The sequence below is a fragment of the Bifidobacterium sp. LH_450 genome, from assembly GCF_056356715.1.
In genome coordinates this window covers 436,307-462,672 of record NZ_JBKEUU010000001.1, presented here as the reverse complement: position 1 = coordinate 462,672, position 26,366 = coordinate 436,307, and the positions used below count along the sequence as shown (strand labels likewise).

Genomic DNA, 26,366 nt, shown 5'->3' with positions numbered 1-26,366 from the left:
CTGTATACTGGGCGCCTCTATGCGGGCGCGGGGCGACAGATCGCGACACGCCGTAATGGAGGGGGCGTGATACTATCCATAAGGCTTGAGAAATCAAGAAAGCGGGAAACCCACCTGGAAGCCTTCCATGGCCTCGGGTCCAGGCGCAAAGCCTTGCGCGGCATACGGCCGTACGGCCTGTACGGTATGCCATGCCGGACGTTTTCGACGTGCCGGCAACAACGTGCGATTGGTCGCTGCAATGCGGCTGCGCATGCGCGAGCTTGGCGTTTCGATCCGTCCGTGCATGGCGCGCAGGCAGATTTCCGCTGCATGAACCATGAGGATTGGAGTCATCATTAGCGACGAACCACGCATTAACGACGAGATTCGCGTCTCCCAGGTACGCCTTATCGGACCGAATGGCGAACAGGTGGGGGTCATCGCGACTTCCGTCGCACTGAACCTGGCAAAGGAAGCGAACCTCGATCTCGTCGAGGTGGCGCCCAATGCGAAGCCTCCTGTTGCCAAGCTCATCGATTACGGCAAGTACAAGTACAACGAGAAGATCAAGCAGCGCGAAGCGCGCCGCAACCAGAGCACGGCGGAAATCAAGGAAATCCGTTTCCGCCTCAAGATCGACGACCATGATTTCGAAGTGAAGAAGGGCCATGTGGCCCGCTTCCTCAATGGCGGCGACAAGGTGAAGGTGACGATCATGCTGCGCGGACGCGAACAGTCCCGTCCGATCGGCGGCGTTGAACTGCTGCAGCGTCTGGCCGACGAAGTCAGCGAGTACGGCTCGATCGAATCGGCGCCGAAGCAGGAGGGCCGCAACATCATCATGACGCTCGCGCCGAAGGGCAAGAAGGTGCATACGCAGTCGGAGCAGCGCCGCCGCGGCGCTGAATCCCGCGCCGAGCGCCAGGCCCGCCAGGCTGCACGCCTGGCCGCCAAGCAGGAAGCGAAGGCGGCAGCCGCCGCCCAGGCGCAGTCCGCAGTGGCCGGCGATGCCGAGCCCAAGGCTTCGACTGGTGAAACGAAGAACCAATAAGGAGGGGCAGCAATGCCGAAGATGAAAACAAATTCCGCCGCCAAGAAGCGCGTGCGCGTGACCGGCACCGGCAAGGTCGTCCACAATGGCAGCGGCATGCGCCACAACCTTGAGCACAAGTCCGCCCGCCAGCGTCGCCGCATGAGCGAGAACAAGGTCCTCGCCACGGCCCAGGCCAAGAAGATGAAGGGCCTGCTCGGCCGCTGAACCGGCCAAGGGCATCGGCACAAGCAAGCGTAATTAGAAAGCAGAGGAAAAATCTATGGCACGTGTCAAGCGCGCAGTGAATGCCAAGAAGAAGCGTCGCGTCGTTCTGGAACGCGCAAAGGGCTACCGCGGCCAGCGTTCCCGCCTGTATCGCAAGGCCAAGGAACAGCTCTTCCACTCCTTTAACTACAACTACCGCGACCGCAAGGCTCGCAAGGGCGATTTCCGCAAGCTGTGGATCCAGCGCATCAACATCGCCTGCCGTGCGGAAGGCATCACCTACAACCGCTTCATCCAGGGCCTGCGCCTTGCCGGCATCGAGCTGGACCGCCGCGCTCTCGCCGAGCTCGCCGTGTCCGATCCGGACACCTTCAAGGCCATCGTCGCCCAGGCCAAGGCCGCGCTGCCCGAGGACGTGAACGCCCCGGCCAACGCCTGATTCCTGGCATATGGACCTACCGACCCGCCGGCTGCGCGCCGGCGGGTTTTGTATAGTGTAGGCATGGAAAACTGGATCTGCCGGTTCCTGGCGTATTGCGACGTGGAGAGGGGGCTGGCTTCCAAAACGCTGGATGCCTACGCAGGCGACCTTGAAAGCTACCGCGCATGGCTTGAAGCGCACGGGGCGTCGGCGCCGGGCGACGTGACGCAGCGCTTGGTGGAGGACTACGTCGCCGATTTGTCCGACGGGGGCGCGGCCCCCTCGAGCATCCGCCGGCATCTGGCCGCCATCCACATGCTGCACCGGTTCCTGGTGGCGGAAGGCGCCGTGGCCGCCGACGTGTCGGCGCGGGTCAAGGCCCCGAAAGCGGCGCAGACGCTGCCTGAAGCGCTGAGCGTCGATGAAGTGGCGCGCCTGCTCGATGCGGTGCGCCCCATCTCCTCGACGCCGGCCGAACTGCGCGATTGCGCGTTGCTGGAAATGCTGTACGGCACCGGGGCGCGCGTATCGGAAGCCGTCGGGCTCGATCTCGACGACATCGACTGGGACGACCATGTCGTGCGCGTCAACGGCAAAGGCGGCAAGCAGCGCCTGGTGCCGTTCGGCAGCTACGCAGCCGTGGCGCTGTCGGCGTACCTGGCCGACGGGCGGCCCGCGCTGCAGGCCAAGGCCAACCCGAAGACCCGGCAGCCCGAGCAGCGCGCCGTATTCCTCAATCTGCGCGGTGCTCGCCTGTCGCGCCAGTCCGCATGGGAAATCCTGCGCAAGGCGGCGTCCAAGGCGCATCTGGACCGTCCGATCCATCCGCATACGCTGCGCCATTCGTTCGCCACGCACCTGATCGCCGGAGGCGCGGATGTGCGCACCGTGCAGGAGCTGCTCGGCCATTCGTCGGTGCAGACCACGCAGATCTATACGCATGTCACCCCCGACGCGCTCGTCGAGGCGTACCTCATGTCCCATCCGCGGGCGCAGCGCCATCGTGCGGGTGCCTGAAGCCACTCGCTGAAAAGCCTGCGCGGCGCCAAACGCTGTACACTGTTGAACAGAACAAACGAAAACGATACGAATTGAAAACCCTCGAACAAGCGAAACGGGCAGCGGGGGCGCCCTACCAGCCGTCGCCTGTTTGGCAACTGATAAAGTGAGACGTATGCCTACGGACCTGCTTGGACGCGAATACCAGACCTTCCCGGCGCCGGAGCCATTGAAGCAGCATGGACCGGCGCGGGTCATCGCCATGTGCAACCAGAAGGGCGGCGTAGGCAAGACCACCAGCTCCATCAACATCGCCGGCGCGCTGACCCAGTATGGCCGCCGCGTGCTCATCGTCGACTTCGATCCGCAGGGCGCCGCCACCGTAGGCCTCGGCATCAACGCGAACGCGCTGGAAAACACCGTCTATACGGCCCTGTTCAATCCGCGCATGGACGTCCACGAGGTCATCCAGCATACGAAGTTCGAGGGGCTCGACATCATGCCGGCCAACATCGACCTGTCGGCCGCGGAGGTGCAGCTGGTCACCGAGGTGGCCCGCGAACAGGTGCTGGCGAGCGTGCTGCGCCCGATCAAGGACGAATACGACGTCATCATCATCGACTGCCAGCCATCGCTCGGGCTGCTGACCGTCAACGCGCTGACGGCCGCCGACGGCGTCATCATCCCCGTGGCGGCCGAATTCTTCGCGCTGCGCGGCGTGGCGCTGCTGATGCAGTCGATCGAGAAGGTCCAGATGCGCATCAACCCGTCGCTCGAGGTCTATGGCGTGCTGGTGACGATGTTCACGCGCACGCTGCATTGCGACGAGGTGCTCCAGCGCATTTACGAGGCATTCCGCGACAAGGTGTTCCATTCGGTCATCTCCCGCTCCATCAAGCTGCCCGACGCCAACGTTGCGGCGGCCCCGATCACGATCTACGCGCCGAACCACAAGACGGCGAAGGAGTACCGCGAAGTGGCCCGCGAGCTCATCGCCCGCGGCATCGTCGCCTAGCGTTCCGGAACGCCGGCGTTCACATTGCGGACTTCGCGCCGCTACGCTTTGGGCGAACGGAGTACGGTATTCGAGGCCGCCAACGAAAGACTGCTATGAAGATTCATCGCGGCCGTCGTCATATCCGGCTTTTCGCCATCGGTATGCCGGCGGAAAGCAGTCCATGCCTTCGCGCCGCCATGCCGGGCGAATCGTGAAAGGCAATCCCGATGACTTCCTTTGAAGGAACGATGCGGCTCGACGCGCCCTCGCGGCGCGAAGGGGAGCCGCAAGGCGCGCCGGCGGCAGACTCCGGCACGCTCACGCGCAATGAACGGCTTGACCGGCTGCCGCTCAACAAGGCCCACAAGAACCTGCTGGTCGCTTCCGGCATTGGCTGGGCATTCGATGCGATGGACGTCGGGCTGGTCTCGTTCGTCGTCACCGCCATCGCCGCCGACCCCCATTTCAACCTCACCGCCACGCAGAAATCGTGGGTGCTGTCGATCGGCTTCATCGGCATGGCCATCGGCGCCGCGCTCGGCGGCTACCTGGCCGACCGTTTCGGCCGCAAGACGGTCTTCACCGCCACGCTGATCGTATTCGGCATCGCCAACGGCGCGATGGCGTTCTCGTGGACGCTGACGGCGCTGCTGGCCGCGCGCCTGGTCATCGGCCTGGGGCTTGGGGCCGAGCTGCCGGTGGCTTCGACGCTGGTCTCCGAGTTCTCCCCGGCCGACAAGCGCGGCCGCATCACCGTGCTGCTCGAGTCGTTCTGGGCCGTCGGCTGGATCGTCGCGGCGCTGATCGGCTATTTCGTCATTCCGGTCTCCGGCGACTGGGGCTGGCGCATCGCGCTGCTCATCGGCGCCATCCCGCTGCTCTACGCCATCGTCGTGCGCCGGCAGCTGCCCGAATCGGTGCGCTTCCTGGAATCGCAGGGACGCAGCGAGGAAGCCGAACATGCGGTGCGCTACTTCGAAACCGCCGGCAGCGGCTCCGCCAGCGCCGCTGTCGCCCGCGACCGCCGGCGCACGCGCGCCAAGGCGAAGGCCGCGCGCGCCGCCAAGGCGCCGAGGATCCGCACCCGCGAACTGTTCAGCCGCCGGTTCCTGCCGGTCACGATCGCGATCTGGGCCACCTGGTTCTTCGTCAACTTCTCCTATTACGGCGCCTTCACCTGGATGCCGAGCCTGCTGGCCGACCAGTTCGGCTCGCTGACCAAGTCGTTTGGCTATACGCTGGCCATTTCGATTGCGCAGCTGCCGGGCTACTTCCTGGCCGCGTGGCTCGTCGAGCACTGGGGGCGCCGGCGCACGCTGGCGACGTTCCTGGCCGTGTCGGCCGTGGCCGCGTTCCTGTTCTCCCAGTCGGTCACCGTCGCCCAGGTGCTGTGCTTCGGCATGCTGCTGAGCGCGTCGAATCTCGGCGCGTGGGGCGTCATGTACGCGGTGACGCCGGAAATCTACCCGACGCGCCTGCGCGCGGCCGCCTCGGGCGCCGCTGCGGCCGCCGGCCGCGTGGCGGCCATCATCGCCCCGCTGCTCGTGCCGTGGTTCCTCACCCTGTCCGGCGGCAACAAGACGGTCGCGTTCATCGTCTTCGCCGCCGCGTTCGTGCTGGCATGCATCGCGGCGCTGTTCCTGCCGGAAAAGACGGGGGAGACGCTGGAGGACTGAAAACCGGCCCTGTCAGCGTTCGAGCGTAGGATAGGCGTGTTTGTGCGGGAGAAGACGGCGGTTCGGGTTCCCACGAACCGCCTATCCTATGAATCTTTGGGAAACAACGGCAAGAAACGAAACAGGAGAGGCTTTTTCATGGCTGTTCGCGGCGATATTCGAAATGTGGCGATCGTAGCGCACGTTGACCACGGCAAGACGACGCTGGTCAACGCGATGCTCCAGCAGTCCAACGTGTTCAACGAACGCGAGGAAGTGCCGGACCGCGTCATGGACTCCAACGATCTCGAACGCGAGAAGGGCATCACCATCCTCGCGAAGAACACGGCCGTCAACTACACCGGCCCGCTCGCTGAAAAGTACGGCCATCCGGAAGGCATCACGATCAACGTCATCGATACGCCCGGCCACGCCGATTTCGGCGGCGAGGTCGAACGCGGCATCTCGATGGTCGACGGCGTCGTGCTGCTTGTGGACGCCTCGGAAGGCCCGCTGCCGCAGACCCGTTTCGTGCTGCGCAAGGCGCTGGAAGCCAAGCTTCCGGTCATCCTGTGCGTCAACAAGGTCGACCGCCCCGACGCGCGCATCGAGGAAGTCGTCGGCGAAGCCTCCGACCTGCTGCTGGGCCTGGCGCAGGACGTCATGGAGGAAGGCGTCGACCTCGACCTCGACGCGCTGCTCGACCTGCCGGTCATCTACTGCGCCGCGAAGGCTGGCTACGCTTCGGAAAACCAGCCGGCCGACGGGGCCCTGCCGGACAACGAGGACCTCGAGCCGCTGTTCGAGTCGATCATCGCGAACATCCCGGCGCCGGAATACGACGAGGGCGCGCCGCTGCAGGCCCATGTCGCCAACATCGACTCCTCCGACTTCCTCGGGCGCCTCGGCCTGGTGCGCATCTACAACGGCACGCTGGAGAAGGGCAAGACGTACGGCCTGAGCCGCGTGGACGGCTCGATCGAGTCCTTCCGCGTTTCCGAGCTGCTGCGCACGCAGGGCCTGGACCGCCAGCCGGTCGAATCCGCAGGCCCGGGCGACATCGTCGCCGTTGCCGGCGTGAACGACATCATGATCGGCGAAACGATCGTCGATCCGGACGATCCGCGTCCGCTGCCGCTCATCCACGTCGACGACCCGGCCATCTCGATGACGTTCGGCACGAACGATTCGCCGCTGGCCGGCACCGAAGGCAAGGACCACAAGCTCACCGCGCGCATGATCAAGGACCGCCTGGACCGCGAGCTCATCGGCAACGTGTCGATCAAGGTGCTGCCGACCGAGCGTCCGGATGCCTGGGAGGTGCAGGGCCGCGGCGAGCTGGCGCTGGCCGTCCTCGCCGAGCAGATGCGCCGCGAAGGCTACGAGCTGACCGTCGGCCGTCCGCAGGTGGTCACCAAGAAGATCGACGGCGAGCTGTGCGAGCCGATGGAGGCGACGACGATCGACGTGCCGGAGGAGTACATGGGCACCGTCACGCAGCTGATGGCGGACCGCAAGGGCCGCATGGAAAGCATGTCGAACCACGGCTCCGGCTGGATCCGCCTGCAGTTCACCGTGCCGAGCCGCGGCCTGATCGGCTTCCGCACCGCGCTGCTGAGCGCCACGCGCGGCACCGGCATCGCCTCGTCGATTTCCGCCGGCTACGCCCCGTGGGCCGGCCAGATCGTCACCCGCCAGAACGGCTCGATGGTCTCGGACCGCCAGGGCACCGCCACGCCGTACGCCATGCAGCGCCTGCAGGCCCGCGGCAACTTCTTCGTCGAGCCGCAGAGCCCGGTCTATGAGGGGCAGGTCGTCGGCATCAACAACAAGCCCGACGAGCTCGACGTCAACATCACGCTGGCCAAGCACATGACGAACATGCGCTCCTCGACGGCCGACGTGCTGGAAACGCTGACGCCGCCGATCAAGATGAGCCTCGAGGAATCGCTCGACTTCGCCAACGAGGACGAGTGCGTCGAGGTCACGCCGGAATCCATCCGCGTGCGCAAGATCATCCTGCCGCGCGAAGACTGGTACAAGTGGCGCGCCAAGCAGCGCCGCGCCAACAACCAGGCCACCAAGTAGTCCCAGGGGGTTCCTATGCCGACCAGCATGCATGCCTCGCCATCGCAGGGGAGCGACCCGGACCGGATGGTGCCGTGGTCGCACCGTCAGCCGAAGTGGGTGCGCGTGCTGATCGACATGCTGGCCGGCGTCGGATCGGGCATCGTCGGCACGCTGGCCCATCGCATGGGCGCCTCCATCAACATTCCCTACGGGCTTGTGCTGGCGTTCGTGCTTCTCGGCATGTCGGCATGGTGCGCCCGCAGCCGCGATGGAGGGATAGGCCTGGCATGGCATCTGATTGCCTCGTCGGCGGTGGTCTGCGTCATGTCGATGCGAGGGCCGCTCGGGGATGCGATGGTGCCGCTCGGCTTCTCGGGAAGCGGCACGCTGCCGTTCTTCTCGAGGTATGCGGGCATCATCTGGGTGCTGGGCATGGTCATCGAACAGGTCGTCATATGCATGCTCCCATCGTCCTGGTTCCGCATGGAGCCGGGTCGGCGCGACATGTCGGACGACTGAGCGGCCTAGGATGGTGGGCATGGAGACGCAACCGCTGTATTACCTGGGTCCCGAAGGGACGTTCACGCATCAGGCCGCCATCGAGGCGGCCCGCAAGCTGGCGGCCCAGGGCGTGCGGCGGGAATTCACGTTCGTGCCATGCGACACCGTCCCCGCCATTCTCGAAGCGGCCCACGCCGGCGACGGATGGGGCGTCATCGCGTGGGAAAACAACGTCGAGGGCTACGTGGTGCCCAACCTCGACCTGCTCATCGACGCCCACGACCTGGCCGGCTTCTGCCGGGTCGGCGTCGACATCGCCTTCGACGCCTTCATGACGCCAGCCACCTACGACGCGGTGGCGGCGCGCTACCAGGATTTGCGGGGCGCCTGCCTGTCGTGTGCCGACGACGACCTCGACACGCTCGCCATCGATTCCTGCTCCACCGTTTGCGCCCATTCGCATGGCCTGGCGCAGTGCCGCCGTTTCGCGCGCGACCATGGGCTGCGGGCATTGCCGGCGTCGTCCAATGCCGCCGCATGCCGCGATCTGGCGGACGGGCAGATCGCCCTCGGCCCCTCCATCTGCGGCTCGCTGTACGGCCTCAAGCGCGTGGCCTGCGGCGTGCAGGACTACCGGTCCGCGAAAACCGACTTCCTTGTCGTGGCGCCGCGCGACACCGTGTTCGACCTGCTGGAAGGCCCGCGCAGCCTCGAAGACGTCGGCTTCGAATCCATCATGGCGTTCATCCCGCTGGCCACCGGCCCGGGCGTGCTGGCCGACCTGCTCGACGTGCTGCGTGACGCAGGACTGAACATGACGAGCTTCATTTCCCGGCCGATCAAGGGCCATGACGGCACCTACAGCTTTATCGCCACGCTTGACTGCGCCCCATGGGAGCCGCGGTTCGTGACGACGTTTACCGAAATCGCCGAACACGGCGACTGGGTCAAGACCCTTGCCGTGTACCCGAGGCGGGAGAGGCCTGCGCCGCCCGTCAACGAATGGATGCTGCCGGCAGGCGGCGTGCGGTTCGAAGCCGGCGCCCCGATTGCCGACTGGCAGCATGACCGCCAGATCAGAAGGGAGCTGTTGTGGTAGCCAATCCTGAGGAATCCAACGCAGGCGCCGCCGAGCTGGCCGACGCCGTGCGCAAGGCGGAAAGCCACCGCCATCCGGTGACGGTGCGGGAATGGGAGGCGGCGTGCCGCAGCGGCGCCGCCATCGCCGACGAAGGCCCCGGCTCGCCGCATACGGTCGGCATCATCGGCCTGGGGCTCATCGGCGGCTCGCTGGCGCGGCGCCTCAACAACGCCGGCTGCCGCGTCGTGGCGTGGAACCACCGCCCGCATCCCTACGCCGCGGCGCAGCGGCAGGGCATCGCCTGCACGGAAACGCTGGCGGAACTTATCGCGCAGGAACCGGAAACGCTGGTGTTGTGCTGCCCGCTCAAATGCATGCCGGACATCCTTGCCCAGCTCAAGGACAGCCTCGACCCGTCGATTACGACGCTCACCGACGTAGGCAGCGTCAAGGGGCTCGTACGCCAGCAGGTCATCGAGACCGGCCTTGACGGCTGCTATGTCGGCGCGCATCCGATGGCCGGCAATGAACGCTCGGGCTGGAAGGCGGCCGATCCGCATCTGTTCGACGGGGCGCTATGGGCGTTGACCTTCGACGACGCCACCGACTACTGGCGCGTGCTGCAGGTCGCCGACCTCATCACCCGCGCATGCCGCAACCGGCTCATCGTCGTCGACGACGAAACGCATGACCGGGCTGCGGCGATGATTTCCCACGTTCCGCACGTCGCCTCGACGGCGCTGGTCAATCTCATGGTCGGCGACGAGGACCGCAATATCGACGTGGCGCTCTCCGCCGGCTCGTGGCGCGACATGACCCGCGTAGCGCTGACCGATCCGAAGCGCACGGAAGCCATGGTGGAGGAAAACGGCGGCAACGTCGCCCCGCTGCTGCGCCAGCTCGCCGCCCGGCTGCAAACCGTTGCCGGCGCGCTGGAGACCGGCGATATGGCCGCGCTGGACGCGTTCTTCGCCGAAGGGCAGCCCTACCGCGACTTCAAGTCGGACCTGCGTCGCAGCGTCGAAGCCCAGGAAACGGAAACGATCTTTTCCTCGCTGAAAATCAGCCCCGACCATTGGCGCGACCAACTGCTCAGGTCGGCGCAGCGCGGCGAGCACATCGTGCGCTTCACCGGCACGTACCGCGCCATCGCCGAACAGCTGCCGTCGATCTAGCGTCGGCGCACCCTCTCGGGCCGTTCGGGTATCGGCTTGAGCCGCGCGATCGAAGCCGCCCGGAGCGCCACTTCCTGCTCCGGGCGGCTTGCGTTTGCCGACGCGTCGCGCGTCATTTCCAGCGTTTCGCCGTCCCAGGAGCGTACATGGCCGACGTAGTCGCGGTATTTCATGCGGCCATCGGCCGGGTCGATGCCCTCGGCGATGCGCACGACGACGCGCGCGCCCGCCGGAATCCGTTCAGGAAGACTCATGGCTCCATTGAACGGCTCCCGGCGGACGGCCTGTCATTCGGACGCGACGGCGTCGAGCACCGGCTGCTTGAGCGCCTTGCCGGCAGGGGAGACGGAGGCGGCCAGGCCCACCACGATCGACAGCGCGAGGAACCAGCACAGCTGCCCCCACGGAATCGACAGCGTATTGAGGCCGTTCTCGCTGTACGCGGCGCGGATGACGGCTCCCGCCGCCGTGCCTACGACGATGCCCAGCAGCGTGCCGAATACCGAAATGATCGCCGCTTCGATGGCCAGCATGCCGCGCACCTGGCCTCGCGACGTGCCGATGGCGCGCAGCAAGCCGATTTCCTTCGTGCGTTCGGACACGTTGAGGGCCAGCGTATTGACGATGCCGAAAATCGCGATGATGATCGACAGCGCCAGCAGGGCGTAGAGGATCATCAGCACCTGGTCGATCATGGAGCTGACCGTCGACTTGTATTCGTCGCGGTTCATCACCGACACGACGTAGAACGGCTTGACGGCGTCGACGAGGTCCTCCTGCATGGCCGTCAGGTCGGTGCCGTCCTTCGCCACGAGGAAGACGGCGATGGGCAGTTCGGTCTGCTTCGTGCCGAGCTTGTTGCCGAGGTCCTCGTTGACGAACACGTAGTTGCGGTACACCGAGTTCGTCAGGATGGCGCCGATGGTGAGCTTCTTCGTCACCTTGTCGGTCTTCGTCTTGACGAACTGCTCCGGGTCGGCGTTCTTCGCGTCGTCGATGACCTGCTGCGCCTCGGCGGCCTTGGCCTGCGCCCCGTCGGCGTCGCCTGCAGCCGCCAGCCGCTGCGCTTCGGCCTGGAGCGCGGCCGCCTGGCTTTCTATGGAAGACTGATAGGCTTCCTGGGCCTTCTTCGTCGCCTCCTCGTCGATGCTGGTCTGCTCGGCCGTCACCTCCAGGGTCTGGCCCAGCGTCCAGCCGTTCTTGTCGGCGGCGTTCTCGCCGACGACCAGCTGTCCGTCCTCCATCGCCTTCACCGCGTCGCCTCCGGAAGTCTCTGGCTCGAAGATTTCGGTGAAGATTTCCGGCCTGGTCGCCACCGTCATCGCGCCGGTGGCCTTTTCTCCGTCGTAGGTCAGCCCGAGCAGCATGTCGGTGGTGACGGCCGTCTTGACGCCGTCCACCCCTTCAATCGCATCCACCTCCTCGTCGGTCATGCCCGAACCGGAGGCGTTCATCGCCACGAAGTCGCCGCGGAAGCCGTTGTCGACGAGCGAATCCACCGAAACCTTGGCGCTCGAGGCCACCACGCCCAGGCAGGACACGATGGCAAGCCCGACGAACAGCGCCGTCGCCGTGTTGGCCGTGCGGCGCTTGGCGCGGGAGATGTTGCGCGTGGCGAGGCGCCCGGTCACCGTCCAGATGTGCGACGGAATCCAGCCCAGCACCGCTTCGGCCGGGGCGACGAGCGCCGGGGCGAGCACGATGACGCCAAGCACGGTGAACGCGGCGCCAATGCCGAGTGGCCAGCCGATGGCCAGGTTGTCCAGCCATTCGACGCCGGTCGGATTGCTGCCGGCCGTGCCGAACCAGTAGGTGTAATACCAGATGGCCGCGCCGATGACGACCATGACGGCGCCGAGGATGGCGCGCGTCTTCACCGGCTTCTCCGGGTTGACCGTCTCGTTCATCGCCTGAATCGGAGGGGCGGTGGCGGCCGTCTTCGCCGGCAGCGTGGCACCGAGAATCGTGACGAGCACCCCGACGACGAGGCCGATCAGCATGTCGGAGACGCTCGGCGTGACCGAACCGCTCAACGGCATGCCCATGCCGTCGAGGCCCACCTTGATGAGCTCGAGCAGCCCCCATCCGAGTGCAATGCCAATGACGGAGCCGATCAGGCCCAGCACGATGGCCTGGATGATGACGGTCATGAAGATCTGGGCGGGGGAGGCGCCGATCGAACGCAGCAGCGCGTAGCCGCGCATCGCGTCGCGCACGATCATCGCGAACGTGTTGGCTATGATGAACGAGCCGACGAACAGCGCGATGATGGCGAAGATCAGGATCAGTGGCTGGATGAAGCCGAGCTGCTCCTGCGTCGACTTCGTTGCGTCGTCGCGCACGGCGTCGCCGGTGACGGCCACCGCATGGGCATCCGCCGGCAGCGCCGCGTTGATGCGGTCGGCCAGTTCCTGCTGTTCCTGCTTGCTCGCCGTGCCGTCCATCGTCGCGTAGACGTCAATCCACGTGACGTCGGTCGTGTCGGCCTGCTTCTGATAGAGCCCCTCGGCGTAGGACGGGGCGATCGCCAGCAGGATGGCGCCGGCCTCGCTCGAGGACGTCGAGAAGAGACCGGTCACCGTCACGTCGGTCGGGCCGCCGCCGATGACGAGCGTCGTCGTGTCGCCGATCTTAAGTCCCGACTGTTCGGCGGCGGCCTCGTCGAGCGCGATCTCGCCGTCGTCTGCCGGCCAGTGTCCCTCGGTCAATGTCGCGGAACGCCACGGGTTCTCGTCGTCGATGCCGATGGCGATCGTCGTCGACGCCATCGTCGAGACGGCCTCGCCATCGTGGCCGACGAGCACGACGCCGGACGAGATGCTGTACGTCACCTCCACGACGCCGGACGAGATGCTGTACCTCACCTCGGCGACGTCGACGCCTTCGACGTCGCGGATCGTGGAGACCAGATCGGGACTGATGTCGTTGTAGGCGGCCGAATTGTCGCCGTCGACGGCACCGTCGTTCTCGTCGTCCCGCTGCAGCTGGTCGCCGCGCACGTAGACGTCGGCATCGGAATTCGTCGCCATCATGTCGGCGACCTGATTGTCGAGCATCGCGCGGAAGCAGAACGATCCGACGACGAACGCCACGCCGAGCGCGATGGCGATGATCGACATGACGAAGCGGCGCAGATGGGCGCGCGCGTCACGCAGGCCTATGCGGATCAACGGGCCACCTCGCCTTCGACGATGGCTTCGACGGCCGTTCCGGCCGCATCTGCGTCGGCGTCGTCCGGCTCGGCGAACCCCTCGAGGATCTCCTCGTAGGATGGCGTGGCCATGTCGTGGGTGATCGAGCCGTCGGCCAGCACGAGCACGCGGTCGGCGAAGCTGGCGGCGCGCGGGTCGTGCGTGACCATGACGATCGACTGCCCGAATTCCTGGACGGACTGCTTGAGGAAGCCGAGCACTTCGCGGCTCGAGCGGGAATCGAGGTTGCCGGTCGGCTCGTCGGCGAAGATGACGCTCGGCTGCTCCATCATCGCGCGTGCGACGGCGACGCGCTGCTGCTGGCCGCCCGACAGCTGGCTGGGGCGGTGGTCGAGGCGGTTGGCCAGCCCGACCACGTCGACCACCTTGTCGAACCATGCGCGGTCGATGGGCCGCTTGGCGATCTGCAGCGGCAGCAGGATGTTCTCCTTGGCCGACAGCGTCGGCACGAGGTTGAAGGACTGGAAGATGAATCCAATTTCCTTACGGCGCAGTTGGGTGAGCTGCTTCTGGCCCATCGACGACACCTCGAGGTCCTCGACGAACACCTTGCCGGACGTGGGCGTATCGAGGCCCGCCATGCAGTGCATCAGCGTCGACTTGCCCGAGCCGGAAGGGCCCATGATGGCGGTCATGCGTCCGCGTTCGAACTCGACGTCGATATGGTCGAGCGCCACCACTTCGTTGTCGCCGCTGCCGTACGTTTTCGTCAGTCCGACCGCCCGGGCGACCACGGGCCCTTCCGCAGCGTGGATGGTATCGGCGCGTTGTGATGCCATGATGCTCCCTCTTTCCGTTCGTGTCCGTTTGGGCCGGGCGCTTCCGCGGCCGTTGCCGCCCAATGGGGCCCGCATACGATTATCGCCGCAAGCGGCGCCGGGGCGCTGGAAACGTCCAGCTCATGGGAGGAAAAGCGGCGGGCGTTACGATGGGAGGCATGGCAGACGACGTCGGCATGGCATGGATAGACGAAGCGGTCGCGGGTTTCGAGCGGTACTGCCGGGCGAATCTTGGATTGTCCCGGCAAACGGTGAAGGCGTATTGCGGCGACGTTGCGCTATGCCTGCGCTCGCTGGCCCAGGCCGGCATCGGCTCCCTGGACGGCATCGGCACCGAAGACCTGCGCGGGTGGCTGGGCGCGCGTTCCCGGCACGTCGCCCGCACGTCGCTGGCGCGGCAGACGGTGTCGCTGCGGCGCTTCTTCTCGTGGTGCTGCGAACGCGGATTGCTGGAATCCAACCCGGCGGCAAGGCTTGCGACGCCGAAAACCGAGAGCGCATTGCCCGCCGTCCTCAACGAAACGCAGGCCGCTGCATTGCTGGACGGCGCGGATGACGAAGCGGCGCAGGCCACCGGACGCCTGGGGCGGCGCCAGACGCGGCGCGCGGCGACCCGGGATGCCGAAACGCTGCGCGACTGCGCGATGCTCGAGCTGCTCTATGCCACCGGCATCCGCGTCGCCGAACTGGCCGGCCTTGACATAGGCGACGTGGATTTCTCGTCGCGTACGGTGAGGGTGCTTGGCAAGGGCTCGAAGATGCGCGTCGTGCCGTTCGGGGCGCCGGCGGCCGACGCCGTCGAACGGTACCTGGCACAGGGGCGCCCCGTACTGGACCGCCGGGGGAGCCATGCGCCGTCCGATGCGCTGTTCCTCGGCGCGCGGGGAGGCAGAATCGATCCGCGCATCGTGCGCGAAGCCGTGCACCAGCACGCCGGCGATGCGGGCGTTCCGGACATCGGCCCGCATGCGCTGCGCCATTCGGCGGCGACGCACATGCTCAACGGGGGCGCCGATCTGCGCGAAGTGCAGGAGATGCTGGGCCACTCCTCGCTCAAAACGACGCAGCGCTATACGCACGTTTCGATCGAACAGCTCAAGAACCGCTACCAGCAGGCTTTCCCGCGGGCCTGAGGGCGGCCGTAATAGCGGGTAAGACCGACGATAAGCCTTTCGGGTTTTCCCGCGGGCCTGAGGGCGGCCGTCTTCTGCGGGAAACGCCGGCGACATGCCGTTCGCTCTTGGAATGTGAGATTCACAGCGTTCGTTAACATGTTCGTAACATGAAATTGTGATGGACAGCGTAATTTTTTGCGCAAGGCTTTCCCGGACTCACTGCCCGGGCGGTCCTTTCGGCTTGTTTCCGCACGGGAATCGCCAGCGCATCTTGTGTGGAAACCGTGCAGAAACGGCCGAATCGGTCCATAATGCGGCTCACGCTTATGGCTGACCGGAATTGAGGCACAATAGGGGGTATTCGACGAAGGATCGGTTCGACGGTATTATCCTCGGGCAGCCTTAGGCTCTTTCGTTAACACCGGCCCGGCAAGCTGCATGCCGCCGCTGGCCGGCCATATACATTAAGCATCCATCCACTTAGGAGAAACGATGAAGAAGAAGGCGCTCGCCATTGTGGCGGCCGTTGCGGCGCTGGGCATGGGCCTGGCAGGCTGCGGTTCGTCCAGCTCTTCGGCCGATAGCGGCTACATCACCGCCAACAATTCCGAACCCCAGAATCCGCTGATTCCGGGCAACACCAACGAAACCGGCGGCGGCAAGGTCGTCGACCTGCTGTTCAGCCGCCTGGTGTCGTTCACCGCCGACGGCAAGACGCAGAACGAAGTCGCCGAATCGATTACCCCGAATGACGATGCCACCGAATACACGATCAAGCTCAAGGACGGCTGGAAGTTCACCGACGGCACCGACGTGACGGCCGAATCGTTCACGAAGGCATGGAGCTATACCGCCAACGCCAAGAACGCCCAGGTCAACTCCTCGTTCTTCTCGGCGATCAAGGGCTACGACGATCTGCAGGATACGTCGAAGCTCGACGGCACCGAGCAGCTTGCCGGCCTCAAGGTCGTCGACGACCACACCTTCACCGTCTCGCTGAGCGCCCCGGATTCCGTCTTCCCCGTCGAGGTCGGCTATTCGGCGTTCTCCCCGCTGCCGGAATCCTTCTACAAGGATCCGAAGGCGTTCGGCGAATCCCCGGTCGGCAACGGCCCGTACAAGTTCGTCAGCTGGACGCATGATTCCGACATCAAGGTCGCCAAGAACGACGACTACAAGGGCAACAACGTCGCCAAGAACCCCGGCATCGACTTCAAGATCTATACCGATACCGATTCGGCCTACGCCGACGTGCAGGCCGGCAACCTCGACGTGCTCGACACGGTCCCGAGCTCGGCCACCAAGACGTTCGAGTCCGATTCCTCCGTCAACGCCTACAACAAGGCCGGCTCAGTGCTGCAGACCTACACGATCCCGTGCTCGCTCGAGCACTTCGTGTGCGGCACCGAGGAAGGCAACTACCGCCGCCAGGCGCTGTCGATGGCCATCGACCGCGACGCCATCGTCGACAAGGTGCTCAACGGCGTCGGCACCGCCGCCACCGACTTCACCTCCCCGGTCATCGAAGGCTATTCGAAGGACCTCACCGGCTCCGACGTGCTGACCTACAACGCGTCCAAGGCCAAGGAGCTGTGGGCCAAGGCCGAAGCGATCTCGAAGTACGACGGCCAGCTGACGTTCTCCTACAACTCCGACGGCGGCGCCAAGTCGATCTACGACGCCATCGTCAACTCGATCAAGAACACGCTGGGCATCGACGTCGCCACCAACCCGGTCGCCACGTTCTCCCAGTTCCGTTCCGACATCTCCGACCGCAAGATGACCGGCGCGTTCCGTACCGGCTGGCAGCCGGACTATCCGTCGATCCAGAACTACCTGTACCCGCTGTATGATTCCGCTTCGGCTGACGGCAAGGGCTCGAACGACGGCGACTTCAAGAACGCCGACTTCGACAAGCTGTGCTCGCAGGCCGCTTCCGCCACCAATAGCGACGAGGTCATCAAGCTGTACCAGCAGGCCGAGGAGATCCTGTTCCAGCAGCTGCCTGCCACCCCGCTGTACTACTCGAACGCCACCGGCGTTTCCGCGAAGGACATCTCCGGCTTCACGATGAACTGGCAGAACGTCCCGGTCTACACCGAACTGGTCAAGAACTGAAGGCGCTAGCCGGCAAGGCCTGAACACAGGGGGAGGGGAAGGAAGCACCGGGCTTCCTTCCCCTCCCGTTTTGGTTGAGCGGGAAAAATCCCACGATGCGATCGACGGCTTGATTTTTCCGCTCGCCTATCATCATCCCCCGCGTTTAATTCCACCCATGGGGTAGACTGACGGGGTACTTCGTGACCGCCCGACACGCCTTATGCCGATCCCCTATGAAACTCGGCTGTAAGGAGGGGAGAGGGGAGCGGTCATTATGGCAATAAGGAGCAACCAATGGGTAAGTATCTTCTGCGACGTATTTTGCAGATGATCCCCGTGGTTCTTGGTACGACGCTGTTGGTGTACGCGCTCGTATTCGCCCTGCCCGGCGACCCGGTCAAGGCGATGTTCGGCGACAAGCCCGTCAATGAAGCTGTCGCTGCCCAGATCCGCGCAGAATATAACCTCGACAAACCGTTCATCGTGCAGTATCTGCTGTTTCTCAAGAACGCGCTGACGCTGGACTTCGGCAACACGTTCGCCGGCCAGCCCGTCATCAACGAAATCGCCCGCGCGTTCCCGGTGACGATCAAGCTGGCGCTGATGGCGTTCTGCTTCGAGGCGATTTTCGGCGTGGTCTTCGGCGCGATTTCCGGCCTGAAGAAGGGCAAGTGGTACGACAGCGTCATCCTGATCGTCTCCCTGCTGCTCATTTCGGTGCCGACGTTCGTCACCGGCTTCGTCGGCCAGTACTTCCTCGGCGTCAAGCTGCGCTGGTTCCCGGTGACGGCCGGCTCCAACCCGGGCTTCTTCGACCTGCTGATGCCGGCAATGGTGCTGGGGTCCGTATCGATGGCCTACATCATCCGCCTGTCGCGTTCGGAAATCTCCACCAACATCGCCCAGGACTACGTGCGCACCGCGCGGGCCAAGGGCATGAGCAACACGAAGGTGACGTTCCGCCACATCCTGCGCAATTCGCTCATCCCGGTCGTCACCTACCTGGGCCAGGATCTCGGCGCGCTGATGGGCGGCGCCATGATCACCGAGCAGATCTTCAACATCCACGGCATCGGCTACCTCACCTACCAGAGCATCCTCAAGGGCGAAGCGAACACGGTCGTTTCCGTCGTCACGCTGCTGACGCTGGTGTTCGTGGTGTGCAACCTGGTCGTCGACATGCTGTACGCGGCGCTCGATCCGCGTATCCGTTACGCGTGAGGTGAGTGGAAAAGTCATGACACAGAAACTCCAGGCTATTGAAACGCTGCCGGGCCAGGAACGCTACGTGGCGGATCTCGAGGAGACGCCGCTGCACCAGGTCGATTCCGTCGACGAGGGCGCCCCGGCGACCAGCATGTGGGCCGACGCGTGGCGTACGCTGCGCAAGAACCCGCTCTTCATCATCTCGGGCATCCTGATCGTCTTCATCGTCTTCGTTGCCCTGTTCCCGGGCGTCTTCACGAAGGAAGACCCGAACTACTGCACGCTGGAGCGTTCGCTGGATCCGGCCGGCGCCGGCCATCCGTTCGGCTTCGACCTGCAGGGCTGCGACGTCTACGCCCGCGTGGTGTACGGCACGCGCACGTCGCTGTCCGTCGGCATCCTCACGACGCTGATCGTCGTCGCCGTCGGCACGCTGATCGGCGCCATCGCCGGCTTCCTGGGCGGATGGGTGGATTCCGTGCTCAGCCGCATCGTCGACATCTTCATGGCCATCCCGATGCTGCTCGGCGCCATCGTCGTGCTCCAGATGTTCCGCACTACCGGATCGATCTGGAAGGTCGTGCTCGTGCTCGCCCTCTTCGGATGGGTCTCGACGGCGCGCATCGCGCGAGGGGCCGTGCTCTCCAGCAAGAACCTCGAATTCAACACCGCGTCGACGGCCCTGGGCTCGACGCCGATGCGCAACCTGTTCCGCCACATCCTGCCCAATTCGCTGGCACCGATCATCGTCATCGCCACGACGTCGCTGGGCTCCTACATCGTGTCCGAGGCCACGCTGAGCTTCCTGGGCATCGGCCTGCCGACGACGACGGTGAGCTGGGGCGGCGACATCTCCAACGCGCAGACGCTTTTGCGCACCGACCCGATGGTGCTGTTCTACCCGTCGATGGCCCTGGCCATCACCGTGCTCGCCTTCATCATGATGGGCGACGCGGTCAAGGATGCGCTTGACCCGAAGAGCAGGACCGCGTGAGGAAGAGGAACGAAGCAATGGCACACAATACGCAGGCGGCTGCCCCCGCAGCCAGCGACAACCAGGAGGCTCCATCGGCTTCCGAAACGATGCACGCCCAGCAGCTGGAACATGGCCCGCTGCTGGAAGTCAAGGATCTCCAGGTGGACTTCACCTCCGACGAGGGCAAGCCGATCCACGCCGTGCGCGACTCCTCGTTCAGCGTCTATCCGGGCCAGTGGGTCGCCATCGTCGGCGAATCCGGCTCCGGCAAGTCCACGTCGGCCATGGCATGCCTTGGCCTGCTGCCGGGCACCGGGCACGTCGTCGGCGGCTCCATCAAGCTGGAGGGGGAGGAAATCTCCCATTTCACGCAGAAGGAGTTCACGAAGGTCCGCGGCAGCAAGATGGGCCTCGTCCCGCAGGACCCGATGAGCAACCTCAACCCGGTGTGGCGTATCGGCACGCAGGTCAAGGAAGCGCTCGTCGCCAACAACATGGACGTGTCGCATGAAAAGCGCTCGAAGCTTTCCAAGGCTCTTGCCGGCAGCGACGTGACGGTCAAGTCGGAAGGCGACGAAACGTTCATCGGTTCCCGCGAGCTGCCGGCGCTGCTGGAAGCGGCTGAAAAGGCGCTGGTCGAGGCGGGAGTCACCGGCACGAAGCTGGAAAAGCGCATGGCCTACTTCCGCGAGGACTGGGTGGCCGGTTCGGAAACGCGCTGGCGCGTGGCCAGCGACCTGATCAAGTCCGGCGTCAAGGACGACCAGGCATGGTACATCGCCAAGAAGTACGTGACCGGTTCGGACATGACCGACCGCATCGCCGGCCTGCTGAACGAAGCCGGGCTGCCCGACGCGGCGACCCGCGCACGCCAGTACCCCCATGAGTTCTCGGGCGGCATGCGCCAGCGCGCGCTGATCGCCATCGGCCTGGCCTGCCGGCCGGAACTGCTCATCGCCGACGAACCCACCAGCGCGCTGGACGTGACGGTGCAGAAGAAGATCCTCGACCACCTGCAGATGCTCACCGATTCGCTCGGCACGGCCGTGCTGTTCATCACGCACGACCTGGGCCTTGCCGCCGAACGCGCGCAGCATATCGTCGTCATGTACAAGGGCCGCGTCGTCGAATCGGGCCCGTCGCTCGAGGTACTCCAGCATCCGCAGCACCCCTATACGAAGCGCCTCGTGGCAGCAGCGCCGTCGCTGGCCTCCCAGCGGATCATCTCCGCGAAGAAGCGCGGCGAAGAGGACACGGTGGAAATGGAGCACCGCGTCGACGAGGGCAAGCTCGAGCACAACGAAACGATCATCGACGTCGAGCACCTGACGAAGGAATTCAAGCTGCCTGGCAAGAAAGAGCTGTTCAAGGCCGTCGACGACGTGAGCTTCAAGCTCAAGCGCGGCACCACGCTGGCCATCGTCGGCGAATCCGGATCCGGCAAGTCCACCGTCGCCAACATGTGCCTCAAGCTCCTGCAGCCCACGTCCGGCAAGGTGCTCTACGACGGCAAGGACATCGCGCAGTTCAAGGGCAAGAGCCTGCTGGACTTCCGCCGCCATGTGCAGCCGGTATTCCAGAATCCCTATGGCTCGCTCGACCCGATGTATTCGATTTTCCGTTCGATCGAGGAGCCCCTGCGCATCCACAAGATCGGCGACAAGAAGAGCCGGGCGGCACGCGTGCGCGAACTGCTCGACATGGTCGAGCTGCCCGAATCGGTCATGCAGCGCTATCCGAACGAGCTGTCCGGCGGCCAGCGCCAGCGCATCGCCATCGCGCGCGCCATGGCGCTCAACCCGGACGTCATCGTATGCGATGAAGCGGTGTCCGCGCTCGACGTGCTCGTGCAGGACCAGGTCCTCCAGCTGCTCAACGACCTGCAGGCCGAACAGGGGCTGAGCTACCTGTTCATCACGCACGACCTCGCCGTCGTCCGCCAGATCGCCGACGACGTCGTCGTCATGCAGCATGGCCGGCTCGTCGAGCATGGCACGACCGACGAGGTGTTCAACGACCCCAAGCAGCAGTACACGAAGGACCTGCTGGACGCCATTCCGGGCGGCAAGCTCGAACTGGGCCTCGACCTGTAGCCCCCGGGGCCTGCATCGCTGGCGACGCCCATGCCAGAAGGTCCCGTCCGCGTGCGTCCCCCGCGTGTTGCGGCGGCAGCGGGCCCTCCCCACGGCGGGGAGGGCCCGCTGTTTTCTTCTGGCGCAACCTGGCGCCCTGCGAACGGCGTAGGCTGGGGGCTATGACGTTTACCATCACTACTTCGAATCTGAACGGCATCCGCGCCTCGGAGCGCAAGGGCTTCGAAAAGTGGGTGCAGAACCATCTTCCCGACATCATGTGCCTGCAGGAGCTGCGCGCGCCGCAGGACATCATCGACGGCTTCTTCGCCAACTACGCCAAGGACTATGCCGACAAGGGCAAGATCGCCTCGCCGGCCGGCCTGGGCACGCTCGACCAGGTCAGCGACATCAAGGGGCGTGCCGGCGTGGCCATCGTCACCGACTTCGAGGTGACGGCCAAGCGCTACGGCATGCCGCACCTCGATGAGGCGCCGGTCGATACCGGCCGCTGGATCGAGGCCGACGTCAAGCTTGCGGACGGCAAGCCCCTGACGGTGGCGTGCATCTACGACCATGCCGGGCAAATCGATTCCCCGGAAAAGATGAGCCAGAAGTTCCGCTTCCTCGACGCCGTCATGGTGCGCATGAAGGAGCTGTCCGACGCGGCCGCCGACGGCGGCAACCAGGTGGTCGTCGCCGGCGACTTCAACATCGCGCACACGTCGCTGGACATCAAGGACGCGCAGGCCAACGCCGAGTCGAACGGCTTCACCCCGCGCGAGCGCGAATACATCACGCGCATGATCGACGACCTGCACTACGTGGACGTCACGCGAAAGCTTGCCGGCGACGTGCAGGGGCCCTATACCTGGTGGACGCCGCGCGGCCACGCCTACGAGGACAATGCGGGCTGGCGCATCGACTACCAGTTCGCTACGCCGGGCATCGCGGCCACCGCGCAGTCGTTCGACATCGACCGCACCGCCCACTGGTATTCGCGCTGGTCGGACCATGCGCCGCTGACGATCACCTACGCGTACTGAGCGCATGGACGCCGCTGTCAGCTGATTGCCGCGTCGCGCCGATGAAGGCCGCCGCTGTACGCGGCGGCCGTTTTGCGTGCCGAATAGCGGGACGCCCCATAGAGGTTGGGGCGGCGGTGCTACCCTTAGCACAGTTGTGTTTTGCCAACCAAATCGAAACGAGGTAGTCATGGGTCTGTTCGGCAGGAAGAAGAAGGCCGCCAAGGAAGCGCAGGAAGCGGGCGACGACGCCGTCAAGGACGAGGCGCTCGAAGTCGCGCGTGAAACCGGGCAGGACGCCGAACGGGATGCCGCGCTTGCAGCGCGGGAAACCGACGATGCGGGGCAGGATGACGGCGCAGTCGAAGTCTCGATGGAATACGAAGGGCGCGGCATCGACGTCGGCCCGTGGGACGTCGACGACGAAGCGGTTCCGGACTACGACGAGTACCTTTCGCTGGGTTCCTACTACCTGCCGTTCCTCAAGGAGACGACGTTCCGCGTCAAGGCCAGCCGCGCTTCCCATGAAGTGCTCGGCACGACGATGACGCTGGGCAGCTCCAGCGTCGAGGTCGAGGCGTTCGCGGCCCCCAAGACGATGGGCCTGTGGGACGACGTGCGCGCCGACCTGCTGGAAGCCAACCCGTCGGCCACCGAAGTCGCCGGCGTGTTCGGCGCCGAAGTGATGCTGCCGGTCAAGGTCAAGAGCGGCAACACCGTCATGACCCGCATCGTCGGCGTCGACGGCCCGCGCTGGATGCTGCGCGGCATCTTCTCGGGCAATGCCGCGAGCGACCCCGACAGCGACGAAGCCGCCAAGCTCAACGACTTCTTCGCCGACATCGTCGTCGAGCGCGGCGACGAACCGCTCGCCCCGCGCGACCTCATCCCGATGCATGCCCCGAAGACGCCCGCCGAGCGCAAGGCCGAGGCGGCCGCCGCTTCTGGCCAGCCCCAGGAGGGCGGCAAGGCCCAGGCGCCGTCCAGGCCGGAAGGCCCGCTGACGCCGGAGCATGAAACGGAAACGAAGACCACGCTGTCGCGCGGCCCGATGTTCTCGGAAGTCCGGTGACTTGGCAGGACAGGCTTCACCAACGCAAAGCCAGCCCAGGAAGGGGCTGTCGGCCCTGGCGGCCGGCGACGATTTCTCCGTCATCGCGGCGATAGGCGGCCCTCGCGGCGTCGTCGAATCGATGCTGCCCGGCGTCGTGTTCGTCGTGCTGTTCGTCGTCACCTCCAACCTCACGCTCACGATCGAGGTATCCGCGGCGCTCGCCGTGCTGCAGGTCATCGTGCGCCTGTGCCAGCGCCAGAGCGTCATGGGCGCCCTGAGCGGCCTGCTGGCCGTCGCCATCTGCCTGGTCTGGGCATGGAAGAGCAATGAGGCGCGCAACTACTACATGTTCGGCTTCCTGACGAATGCCGGGTACATCGTGCTGCTGCTGGCGTCGCTGGCGGCGAAGGTGCCCGGGCTGGGCTTCCTCATCGAGTTCATCAGGACGCTGCCGACCGAGCATTTCCGCGCGTGGCTCAACGGATGGCGCTGCGACAAGGAGCTCTACCGGGCGTACGCGACGATTACCTGGCTGTGGATCGGCGTGTTCGCGTTGCGGCTCGTCGTGCAGGTGCCGCTGTACCTGGCCAACGCGGTGGGATGGCTTGGCACGGCGCGCCTGCTGATGGGCATACCGTTCTGGGCGCTGGCGATATGGGTGTCCTACCTGATCGTCGCCGACCCGATGCACCGGCACAGGCTCATGGAAAAGGCGATGCGGCAGGACGGTCCGGACGATGCCGCGCATACGCAGGAAGCCGGACCGCAGGGGGAGTGAATCTCGCATAATGCAAGCAACGGTACGGATTGAACGGTTCGCCGACCAGGGACGCTGCGTGGCGCACATCGACGGGCGCGTCGTATTCGTACGCTTCGCGCTGCCCGGCGAACTGGTGCGCGTGACGCTGGACGAACCCCATGACCGCGACGAGCGGTTCTGGACCGGCGAAGTGGCCGAGGTGCTGGAACCGTCGCCTTACCGGGCCGAGCCCGCGTGGCCGCTGGCCGGTCCCCTGGCCATGGGCGGGGGCGCCGGCGGGGCCGACCTCGTGCATGTCTCGCTTGCGGGGCAGCTGGAGTGGAAATCGGCCATCGTGCATGAACAGATGGCGCGTCTGGGCCATCTCGACGTCGAGGTGCCGGTGGAGCGCATCGCCGGCGACGAGGCGCTGGGAGGCCTCAACTGGCGCACGCGCATCGAAATGATCGCCGACGCCGACGGCAAGCCGTCGATGCGCCGCCGCGGCACCCACGTGCGCGTGCCGATTGACACAATGCCGCTGGCCAGCCGTGCGCTGCTGGCCGTCGCCGAACATGCCGGCGTATGGAACGGGGGGTGGCGGCCGGGCTGCCAGATCCGCATCGCCGTGCCGGAACCGCGCACGCTGGATACGTCCGCCGCTGATGCCGCGCAGCTGCTTGCCGCCGTCGGCGACGACTTCGCGGTGCTCGCCGACGGCGAGCTGCGTGCCGGCTCCAGGACGCTGCACGAAACCGTCGAGCTGGACGGCACGCGCTTCTCCTACCGCGTGAACGCGGCCGGCTTCTGGCAGATGCACCGCATGGCGCCGATGCGGCTGCCCCAATATGTGCTCTCGCTGGTGCGGCAGGCCCTGGACGGCAAGCGGGAAGCGGCAATCTGGGACCTGTACTCCGGTTCGGGGCTCTTTACGCTGCCGCTGGCTACGCTCGCATGCCAGGACGCGAAGGTGCTGGCCGTCGAAGGCGCGCCGCAGGCTGCCCGCAATGCCGAACGCAACCTTCGCCAGGCCGGGCTGGGCAACGTCACGGCTCGCTGTTCGGACGTGGCGAAGGCGCTGGCGAAGGTGCCCGCGCCGCTTGCCCGGCCGGACGTCGTCGTCCTCGACCCGCCGCGCGCCGGCGCCAAGGCCCGCGTATGCCGCCAGATCGCCGGCAGCGGCGCGTCTGCCGTCGTCTACGTCGCCTGCGACCCGGCCAGCCTGGCGCGCGATGCCGCCACGCTGACGGGGCTGGGCTACCGGCTGCGGTCGATCCGCGCATTCGACATCTATCCGATGACCCACCATGTGGAAACCGTCGCCCTGTTTACCCGCTAGGGCTCTGAAAGCGGCGCTCGTGGCGGCGTTGGCGCTTGCGCTGGCGGCCGGGTGCTGGGGCTGCGTGCCGCAGGGCGCGGCGGTAGGCGACACGCAAAGCGTGGCCGCCAGCCCCGAGCATGACAGCGTGCAGGGGGCGCGCATTGCCGTGGGCATCGTGCAGGCGTCCGGCGCCTCGGATGCCGCGGCCGACGCCAGCGCCGTGCTGCGCGGCTTGCAGGCAGCCGGCATGGCCGGGCTGTACGCGGCGCCGGCGGCCTTGGACACGCAGCGCGCGGCGATGGACGCCGTGCAGGGATTCATCGACCGGCGCGTCCACCTGGTCATCATCGACGGGTTGGACATGGAGGGCGCCGATGGCGAGGCATGGACGTCTGCGCTGCAGGGCGCCCGAGAAGCAGGCATCGCCGTCGCGCTGCTCGATCCGGGCGCGGCGCTGCCCGACGCCACGCTGTATGCCGCCACGCTCGCGGTCTCGGATGCCGCCGGCGCGCAGCCGGTTGCCGACGCCGTGGACGCCATCGTGCGCGACGAACCCCATGCCCGCGCCATCGACGTCGACTGCAGCGCCGCAGCCAACGCACGGCTGAACGGATATTCCTGAGATTCG

Annotated in this window: 24 protein-coding genes; 20 read left to right on the top strand and 4 right to left on the bottom strand. The window is 65.9% G+C overall.

Annotation, left to right across the window (positions count from 1 at the left end; all coding sequences use genetic code 11):
- Positions 1–93 precede the first annotated feature (93 nt).
- Positions 94–321: a hypothetical protein gene (locus tag AC1AXT_RS02015; RefSeq protein ID WP_476540244.1), complete on the bottom strand. Its 228-nt coding sequence runs from the start codon at positions 319–321 to the stop codon at positions 94–96.
- Here AC1AXT_RS02015 and infC point away from each other — a divergent pair.
- The 10 genes from infC (at position 320) to AC1AXT_RS01965 (ending at position 10,139) form a co-directional block, all read left to right on the top strand.
- Complete coding sequence (gene infC, locus AC1AXT_RS02010; protein WP_476540242.1) at positions 320–1,033, top strand: translation initiation factor IF-3; 714 nt, start codon at positions 320–322, stop codon at positions 1,031–1,033. The genes AC1AXT_RS02015 and infC overlap by 2 nt on opposite strands.
- 12 nt (positions 1,034–1,045) lie before the next feature.
- Positions 1,046–1,240, top strand: a complete 195-nt coding sequence (gene rpmI / locus AC1AXT_RS02005; RefSeq protein WP_476540240.1) for a 50S ribosomal protein L35 — start codon at positions 1,046–1,048, stop codon at positions 1,238–1,240.
- 55 nt (positions 1,241–1,295) lie between these two features.
- Entirely contained in the window at positions 1,296–1,679 is a 384-nt protein-coding gene (gene rplT, locus AC1AXT_RS02000) for a 50S ribosomal protein L20 (protein WP_476540238.1), read from the top strand.
- 63 nt (positions 1,680–1,742) lie between these two features.
- On the top strand, positions 1,743–2,678 hold the full coding sequence (gene xerD / locus AC1AXT_RS01995) for a site-specific tyrosine recombinase XerD (RefSeq protein ID WP_476540237.1): 936 nt from the start codon (positions 1,743–1,745) through the stop codon (positions 2,676–2,678).
- A gap of 157 nt (positions 2,679–2,835) precedes the next feature.
- Positions 2,836–3,675 carry a ParA family protein gene (locus AC1AXT_RS01990; RefSeq protein ID WP_476540235.1) on the top strand — a complete coding sequence of 280 codons (840 nt, stop codon included), beginning with the start codon at positions 2,836–2,838 and terminating at the stop codon, positions 3,673–3,675.
- 230 nt (positions 3,676–3,905) lie between these two features.
- Positions 3,906–5,333 (top strand): MFS transporter, encoded by a 1,428-nt coding sequence (locus AC1AXT_RS01985; RefSeq protein WP_476540525.1) that lies wholly within the window; start codon positions 3,906–3,908, stop codon positions 5,331–5,333.
- Positions 5,334–5,471: 138 nt separating this feature from the next.
- The gene (gene typA / locus AC1AXT_RS01980; protein ID WP_476540233.1) at positions 5,472–7,400 is read left to right on the top strand and encodes a translational GTPase TypA; all 1,929 of its coding nucleotides are present in this window, start codon (positions 5,472–5,474) and stop codon (positions 7,398–7,400) included.
- A 15-nt stretch (positions 7,401–7,415) separates the two neighbouring features.
- A complete protein-coding gene (locus tag AC1AXT_RS01975; protein ID WP_476540231.1) occupies positions 7,416–7,901 on the top strand; it encodes an alcohol dehydrogenase in 486 nt (161 codons plus the stop codon).
- Positions 7,902–7,920: 19 nt separating this feature from the next.
- Complete coding sequence (locus AC1AXT_RS01970; RefSeq protein ID WP_476540229.1) at positions 7,921–8,982, top strand: prephenate dehydratase; 1,062 nt, start codon at positions 7,921–7,923, stop codon at positions 8,980–8,982.
- A 122-nt stretch (positions 8,983–9,104) separates the two neighbouring features.
- On the top strand, positions 9,105–10,139 hold the full coding sequence (locus AC1AXT_RS01965; RefSeq protein ID WP_476540523.1) for a prephenate dehydrogenase: 1,035 nt from the start codon (positions 9,105–9,107) through the stop codon (positions 10,137–10,139).
- On the opposite strand, the gene AC1AXT_RS01960 is transcribed toward AC1AXT_RS01965, so the two are convergent.
- Genes AC1AXT_RS01960 through AC1AXT_RS01950 form a run of 3 tightly spaced genes read right to left on the bottom strand, consistent with a single transcriptional unit; the run spans position 10,136 to position 14,130 of the window.
- Positions 10,136–10,393, bottom strand: coding sequence for a DUF6725 family protein (locus tag AC1AXT_RS01960; protein WP_476540227.1), 258 nt, complete (start codon positions 10,391–10,393; stop codon positions 10,136–10,138). The two genes, AC1AXT_RS01965 and AC1AXT_RS01960, sit on opposite strands and share 4 nt — an antisense overlap.
- A gap of 33 nt (positions 10,394–10,426) precedes the next feature.
- Entirely contained in the window at positions 10,427–13,309 is a 2,883-nt protein-coding gene (locus AC1AXT_RS01955; protein ID WP_476540225.1) for an ABC transporter permease, read from the bottom strand.
- On the bottom strand, positions 13,306–14,130 hold the full coding sequence (locus tag AC1AXT_RS01950) for an ABC transporter ATP-binding protein (protein ID WP_476540223.1): 825 nt from the start codon (positions 14,128–14,130) through the stop codon (positions 13,306–13,308). The genes AC1AXT_RS01955 and AC1AXT_RS01950 overlap by 4 nt, the downstream gene beginning before the upstream one ends.
- Before the next feature lie 158 nt (positions 14,131–14,288).
- Between AC1AXT_RS01950 and AC1AXT_RS01945 the strand changes: the two genes are divergently transcribed.
- From AC1AXT_RS01945 to AC1AXT_RS01900, 10 genes are all read left to right on the top strand, one after another.
- On the top strand, positions 14,289–15,263 hold the full coding sequence (locus AC1AXT_RS01945; protein WP_476540220.1) for a tyrosine recombinase XerC: 975 nt from the start codon (positions 14,289–14,291) through the stop codon (positions 15,261–15,263).
- A 474-nt stretch (positions 15,264–15,737) separates the two neighbouring features.
- Positions 15,738–17,363, top strand: coding sequence for a peptide ABC transporter substrate-binding protein (locus tag AC1AXT_RS01940; protein WP_476540218.1), 1,626 nt, complete (start codon positions 15,738–15,740; stop codon positions 17,361–17,363).
- 276 nt (positions 17,364–17,639) lie between these two features.
- A complete protein-coding gene (locus tag AC1AXT_RS01935; RefSeq protein ID WP_476540217.1) occupies positions 17,640–18,566 on the top strand; it encodes an ABC transporter permease in 927 nt (308 codons plus the stop codon).
- A 16-nt stretch (positions 18,567–18,582) separates the two neighbouring features.
- On the top strand, positions 18,583–19,545 hold the full coding sequence (locus AC1AXT_RS01930) for an ABC transporter permease (RefSeq protein ID WP_476540215.1): 963 nt from the start codon (positions 18,583–18,585) through the stop codon (positions 19,543–19,545).
- An 89-nt stretch (positions 19,546–19,634) separates the two neighbouring features.
- Positions 19,635–21,620: a dipeptide ABC transporter ATP-binding protein gene (locus tag AC1AXT_RS01925; RefSeq protein ID WP_476540521.1), complete on the top strand. Its 1,986-nt coding sequence runs from the start codon at positions 19,635–19,637 to the stop codon at positions 21,618–21,620.
- A 161-nt stretch (positions 21,621–21,781) separates the two neighbouring features.
- A complete protein-coding gene (locus tag AC1AXT_RS01920) occupies positions 21,782–22,645 on the top strand; it encodes an exodeoxyribonuclease III (RefSeq protein ID WP_476540213.1) in 864 nt (287 codons plus the stop codon).
- Positions 22,646–22,814: 169 nt separating this feature from the next.
- The gene (locus AC1AXT_RS01915; protein WP_476540210.1) at positions 22,815–23,696 is read left to right on the top strand and encodes a DUF3710 domain-containing protein; all 882 of its coding nucleotides are present in this window, start codon (positions 22,815–22,817) and stop codon (positions 23,694–23,696) included.
- A gap of 121 nt (positions 23,697–23,817) precedes the next feature.
- Complete coding sequence (locus AC1AXT_RS01910) at positions 23,818–24,456, top strand: DUF3159 domain-containing protein (RefSeq protein WP_476540519.1); 639 nt, start codon at positions 23,818–23,820, stop codon at positions 24,454–24,456.
- Between the two features lie 10 nt (positions 24,457–24,466).
- Positions 24,467–25,756: a class I SAM-dependent RNA methyltransferase gene (locus AC1AXT_RS01905; RefSeq protein ID WP_476540208.1), complete on the top strand. Its 1,290-nt coding sequence runs from the start codon at positions 24,467–24,469 to the stop codon at positions 25,754–25,756.
- Between the two features lie 19 nt (positions 25,757–25,775).
- Positions 25,776–26,360, top strand: a complete 585-nt coding sequence (locus tag AC1AXT_RS01900) for a type 1 periplasmic-binding domain-containing protein (RefSeq protein ID WP_476540206.1) — start codon at positions 25,776–25,778, stop codon at positions 26,358–26,360.
- The last annotated feature ends 6 nt before the right edge of the window (positions 26,361–26,366 follow it).

Coding starts and splice junctions, on each gene's coding strand:
- AC1AXT_RS01970 (WP_476540229.1), top strand. CDS start 7,921: ATGGAGACGCAACCGCTGTATTACCTGGGTCCCGAAGGGACGTTCACG.
- AC1AXT_RS02015 (WP_476540244.1), bottom strand. CDS start 321: ATGGTTCATGCAGCGGAAATCTGCCTGCGCGCCATGCACGGACGGATC.
- AC1AXT_RS01950 (WP_476540223.1), bottom strand. CDS start 14,130: ATGGCATCACAACGCGCCGATACCATCCACGCTGCGGAAGGGCCCGTG.
- typA (WP_476540233.1), top strand. CDS start 5,472: ATGGCTGTTCGCGGCGATATTCGAAATGTGGCGATCGTAGCGCACGTT.
- AC1AXT_RS01915 (WP_476540210.1), top strand. CDS start 22,815: ATGGGTCTGTTCGGCAGGAAGAAGAAGGCCGCCAAGGAAGCGCAGGAA.
- AC1AXT_RS01990 (WP_476540235.1), top strand. CDS start 2,836: ATGCCTACGGACCTGCTTGGACGCGAATACCAGACCTTCCCGGCGCCG.
- AC1AXT_RS01960 (WP_476540227.1), bottom strand. CDS start 10,393: ATGAGTCTTCCTGAACGGATTCCGGCGGGCGCGCGCGTCGTCGTGCGC.
- infC (WP_476540242.1), top strand. CDS start 320: ATGAGGATTGGAGTCATCATTAGCGACGAACCACGCATTAACGACGAG.
- xerD (WP_476540237.1), top strand. CDS start 1,743: ATGGAAAACTGGATCTGCCGGTTCCTGGCGTATTGCGACGTGGAGAGG.
- rpmI (WP_476540240.1), top strand. CDS start 1,046: ATGCCGAAGATGAAAACAAATTCCGCCGCCAAGAAGCGCGTGCGCGTG.
- AC1AXT_RS01975 (WP_476540231.1), top strand. CDS start 7,416: ATGCCGACCAGCATGCATGCCTCGCCATCGCAGGGGAGCGACCCGGAC.
- AC1AXT_RS01910 (WP_476540519.1), top strand. CDS start 23,818: ATGCTGCCCGGCGTCGTGTTCGTCGTGCTGTTCGTCGTCACCTCCAAC.
- AC1AXT_RS01935 (WP_476540217.1), top strand. CDS start 17,640: ATGGGTAAGTATCTTCTGCGACGTATTTTGCAGATGATCCCCGTGGTT.
- rplT (WP_476540238.1), top strand. CDS start 1,296: ATGGCACGTGTCAAGCGCGCAGTGAATGCCAAGAAGAAGCGTCGCGTC.
- AC1AXT_RS01905 (WP_476540208.1), top strand. CDS start 24,467: ATGCAAGCAACGGTACGGATTGAACGGTTCGCCGACCAGGGACGCTGC.
- AC1AXT_RS01940 (WP_476540218.1), top strand. CDS start 15,738: ATGAAGAAGAAGGCGCTCGCCATTGTGGCGGCCGTTGCGGCGCTGGGC.
- AC1AXT_RS01985 (WP_476540525.1), top strand. CDS start 3,906: ATGCGGCTCGACGCGCCCTCGCGGCGCGAAGGGGAGCCGCAAGGCGCG.
- AC1AXT_RS01925 (WP_476540521.1), top strand. CDS start 19,635: ATGCACGCCCAGCAGCTGGAACATGGCCCGCTGCTGGAAGTCAAGGAT.
- AC1AXT_RS01945 (WP_476540220.1), top strand. CDS start 14,289: ATGGCAGACGACGTCGGCATGGCATGGATAGACGAAGCGGTCGCGGGT.
- AC1AXT_RS01920 (WP_476540213.1), top strand. CDS start 21,782: ATGACGTTTACCATCACTACTTCGAATCTGAACGGCATCCGCGCCTCG.
- AC1AXT_RS01930 (WP_476540215.1), top strand. CDS start 18,583: ATGACACAGAAACTCCAGGCTATTGAAACGCTGCCGGGCCAGGAACGC.